The sequence below is a fragment of the bacterium genome, assembly GCA_040753085.1.
Taxonomy (GTDB): Bacteria; UBA9089; JASEGY01; order JASEGY01; family JASEGY01; genus JASEGY01.
This window is the reverse complement of record JBFMHI010000246.1, coordinates 1-1,951: the sequence shown is the minus strand read 5'-3', so window position 1 is coordinate 1,951 and position 1,951 is coordinate 1. Positions and strand designations below refer to the sequence as shown.

The 1,951-nt window shown below is 41.8% G+C and carries 1 protein-coding gene and 1 rRNA gene; both read left to right on the top strand.

Going from position 1 to position 1,951, the window contains the following annotated elements; all coding sequences use genetic code 11:
* Positions 1-120 (top strand): 23S ribosomal RNA (locus tag AB1797_14085); the annotation flags it as partial.
* 151 nt (positions 121-271) lie between these two features.
* Positions 272-1,708: a sigma-70 family RNA polymerase sigma factor gene (locus AB1797_14080; GenBank protein ID MEW5768714.1), complete on the top strand. Its 1,437-nt coding sequence runs from the start codon at positions 272-274 to the stop codon at positions 1,706-1,708.
* Positions 1,709-1,951: the final 243 nt, after the last annotated feature.

The following is a 1,951-nucleotide window of genomic DNA, read 5'->3' as shown; positions in this document are numbered from 1 at the left end:
AGATCTCCCGGCCGCAAGGCCCTGAAGGTCTGTGGTAGACTACCACGTCGATAGGCTGGAGGTGTAAGTGCGGTAACGCATTCAGCTGACCAGTACTAATAGACCGTGCGTCTTGACCCTTATTTTATCCCTCTGCTGTCAAAAAAACAAAAATACAACTTCTTTAGTTGTCAAAAAATAAAAAAGTAGTAAAATGTTATTAAGAGAAATAGGAAGGGCCTGCTGGCCCTTTTCTTCTATATTTATATGTTTATAGAGGGTAAGAGCAGAAATGAGAGAAAGGGATATTTTTGAAGAGATAATAGACATAGGGAAGAGGCGTGGAACGCTTACCTATGATGAGATAAATGAGGCTCTCCCCTCTGAATTCTTTTCTCCTGATGAATTAGAAGATCTTATGGATCTTCTTCAGGATATGGGAGTTAAGGTTGTAGATTACGAGGAAACAACTGCTCCGGAGGAGGAAGTTTCAGAGGAAGAGGAAGCGGGAGAGTACGAAAAGACAGAAGACCTTGTTCAGGCATATTTCCATTCTATGGGAGATATATCGATACTTACCAAGGATGAAGAAACTGAGCTTGCGAAGAGACTGGAAGAAGGAAGAGAGATAATAAAAGAAATTGTCACTGCAATGCCTCTGTACAAAAAACTCGAGGCAAGTTTAGATAAACAGGAAGAAGAAGAGGATTTAACTAACGGGGAAGACGAAAAGCCTGATGAAGCCCTTATCATGAGTCTGAAAATCCTTGACAATCTTATGAAAAAAGTGGAAATTGCAGACAGAAAGATCACAAGACACGGCACTTTAAGAGACCTGAAAAGGCTGATAAACGAAAAAAAGAAAAAAGAAGTTAATCCTATGAAGCTCCATGCACTGGCAAAAGAAGTACAGACTGAATATAAACGGGTTGAATCTGAGGTTGGGGTCAAAATAGATGACCTGAAACTAAAGTGGGACAGGATTACGAAAGCACGGGCACTTGTTACTGAGGCCAAAAATGAATTAATAACCCGAAATCTAAGATTGGTAGTTAATATAGCAAAAAATTATGTCGGCAGGGGTTTGCCTCTGCTTGATCTTATTCAGGAAGGCAATATCGGCCTTATGAAGGCAGTGGATAAATTCAAATACGAAAAGGGCTTCAAATTTTCGACATACGCAACATGGTGGATCAGACAGGCTATTACACGGGCGCTTATTGATCAGACAAAGACCATCCGTGTACCTGTTCATATGATGGAGTTTTACAACCGTGTTACTAAAGCATCAAGAGAACTGACTCAGTCGCTGGGAAGAGAGCCAAGCAACGAAGAGATTGCCAAAAAACTGGGGGTTCCGACGAGAAAGGTTGAAGAAGTTTTCAGGGCTATACAGGACCCAATAGCGCTGCAAACCCCTGTTGGTGATGAAGATACAGAACTGGAGGATTTTATAGGTGATAAGAATAGTCCTTCTCCATATTCCGATGCTGAAAAGAGCGAAATCTCTGATCAGATACTGATGATATTAAAAACTTTGACCCCTAAAGAGGAAAAGGTAATAAGAATGAGGTTCGGGATAGGTGTTGACAGAGACCATACATTGGAGGAAGTTGGAAGACATCTTTCGATTACACGTGAAAGGGTAAGACAGATAGAGGCAAAAGCCCTGAGAAAACTCAAACATCCGAGCAGGCTCAGGGCATTAAAGGTCTTAACTACTGCTTAAACACTATTAAATTGATAAGGGTGCTTATAGCTCATCGCACCCTTATCCCATTAAATAAAAGCTTCTTACGGCATAAATCTTACCACAAAGCGGTGACCGGAAGGTCTCCTTGATAACCGAAAGAGAAGGATGCATCAGCTGGAGGGCCATCCCACAGACCATTGCCATTGAGGTCGAGATACCATTGACCGTTTCTGAAAATACCGATATTAGTTGTGCCAGAGCCGTTCCAGTCACCGGTGA